Source organism: Brachyspira pilosicoli (assembly GCF_019402445.1).
Lineage (GTDB): Bacteria > Spirochaetota > Brachyspiria > Brachyspirales > Brachyspiraceae > Brachyspira > Brachyspira pilosicoli_B.
The window spans coordinates 1-1752 of the sequence record NZ_SRZM01000458.1; the positions used below are offsets into that span (position 1 = coordinate 1).

3 protein-coding genes are annotated in these 1752 nt (G+C 24.1%); all 3 read left to right on the plus strand.

The genetic code is table 11. The features are described 5' to 3' along the window. Positions 1 to 107: 107 nt before the first annotated feature. On the plus strand, positions 108 to 380 hold the full coding sequence (locus E6A48_RS11860) for an NAD(P)H-dependent oxidoreductase subunit E (protein WP_014932459.1): 273 nt from the start codon (positions 108 to 110) through the stop codon (positions 378 to 380). Continuing rightward, positions 377 to 1513 carry an NADH-ubiquinone oxidoreductase-F iron-sulfur binding region domain-containing protein gene (locus tag E6A48_RS11865; protein WP_219710509.1) on the plus strand — a complete coding sequence of 379 codons (1137 nt, stop codon included), beginning with the start codon at positions 377 to 379 and terminating at the stop codon, positions 1511 to 1513. Before E6A48_RS11860 ends, E6A48_RS11865 begins: the two co-directional genes overlap by 4 nt. 18 nt (positions 1514 to 1531) lie before the next feature. Next, positions 1532 to 1752: 2Fe-2S iron-sulfur cluster-binding protein (locus tag E6A48_RS11870; RefSeq protein ID WP_219710510.1), on the plus strand; the 221-nt coding region annotated here is incomplete at its 3' end.

Consider the following 1752-nt stretch of genomic DNA (forward strand, 5'->3'; position numbering starts at 1 on the left):
AAAAGACTTCGTCAAAAGATGGCTACGCATAAACGCAAAAAACGTTTACGCAAAAATAGGCATAAAAAGAAATAATAACTTTTCATCTCTTTATTTAGAGTTGTTAAATGCAAAAGGACGAGATAAAAACCGTTATAGAAGTATGTGTAGGGCTTCATTGTTCTATGAAGGGTTCGTATGCTCTTTTGGAATCAATTAGAGCCCATTATGATTTGAAAATCGGCATTCCTTCTTATGACGGTATGCTCCTTAAAGAGGTGGAATGTATGCATAATTGTAATAATGCTATTTCTGTTTTAATTAACGGCATAGAATGCAATGATTCTTCTTTTGGCAGCGTTATTAAGTATATAGAAGCTGTACATGTTAAAGTAAGATGAAAAAATTTATTCTATATAATGATTATGCTACAAAAAACATCAAAGATTATAAAGACAATTTCGGTGATTATCTATACACCACTATAAATGAATATGATACTTTGCTTGAATGTTTAAAAATTGCTAACATATTCACAAGAGATATATATAAAAAATCTTTATATAATATTTTATCAAGTAAAAATAATGATAATCAATCTTTAATTATAAATGCTTATTCTTTTGGATATTTAGTATTTAAAGACAAATTCTTTATAGATAATAACCCTCATCTCATTTTAGATTCTGCTATATTAATTGCTAAAATTTTAAACATAAAAAATATAGATATTCTAATTAGAAGCTATTATAACAAAGAAACATTAATTAATGCTATAATAGAAGCAGAAGATTTTTATAAAATTGAAAGCGAAATAATTATAAATATTTATGATGAAAATAACTATAGAGAAAATATAAACATTTACTTCATTGAAAGACAAAAATATGTATTAGATTTAGAGACTGTTATACAATTTGGATATTTTGCTCATATGGGTATAGATAATTTTTCTAAATATGGAAATGATGATAATAAAGGCACATGTTTAATTTCTTTTTCTGGAGATATACCAAATGTAGATTTATATGAGTTTCAATTTGGAAGTTCATTTAATGAAATAATTAAAGCTAGCGGATATATTTCTTATAACAATGATATAAAATGCATATTTACTAATGGTTTTTTAAATTCCCCTACTACTTTAGAGAGTTTAAGCAGTAAAAGTTTATCATATGATGATATAAATATTGGAAATGGGGGTATATGTTTTATAGCAGAGAATAGATGCATGCTTAGGGTTGTAATGAAGATTATTCAATTTGCTAAAAGCATTTCTTGCACAAATTGTATGCCTTGTAATTATGGTTTTAATTTATGTGAATATTATTTAAACAAAATTATACTTGGAAAATCCAATAATAATGACTATAAAAATTTAGTTAATGCTGTAGAGATGATTATTAAAGGCTCTTCTTGTTTATATATATATAATATAGCAAAATGTATAATAGATACTATAAAGATGTTTGAATATGAGTTCATATATGCTTTAGAAAAAAAGATAACACTTTATAGTTTTATTAATAAATAAGGTAATTATAAATATATTATGATAGTAAGATTTAATTTTAACGGACGAGAGATATCATCACAAAACGGATATACAATATTAAAAGCATTATCGTATGTTGGAATAGATATAGCACATTTATGTTATTATAAATTAGATAGAATAAAAGATTTTGAAGAAGAAAAAGAAAATGATTTACTTAAATGTAAACTTTGTTTGGTTAAAGTAAAAAAGAAAGATGAAGAAGAATATAGTTTAAA

Coding starts and splice junctions, on each gene's coding strand:
- E6A48_RS11860 (WP_014932459.1), top strand. CDS start 108: ATGCAAAAGGACGAGATAAAAACCGTTATAGAAGTATGTGTAGGGCTT.
- E6A48_RS11865 (WP_219710509.1), top strand. CDS start 377: ATGAAAAAATTTATTCTATATAATGATTATGCTACAAAAAACATCAAA.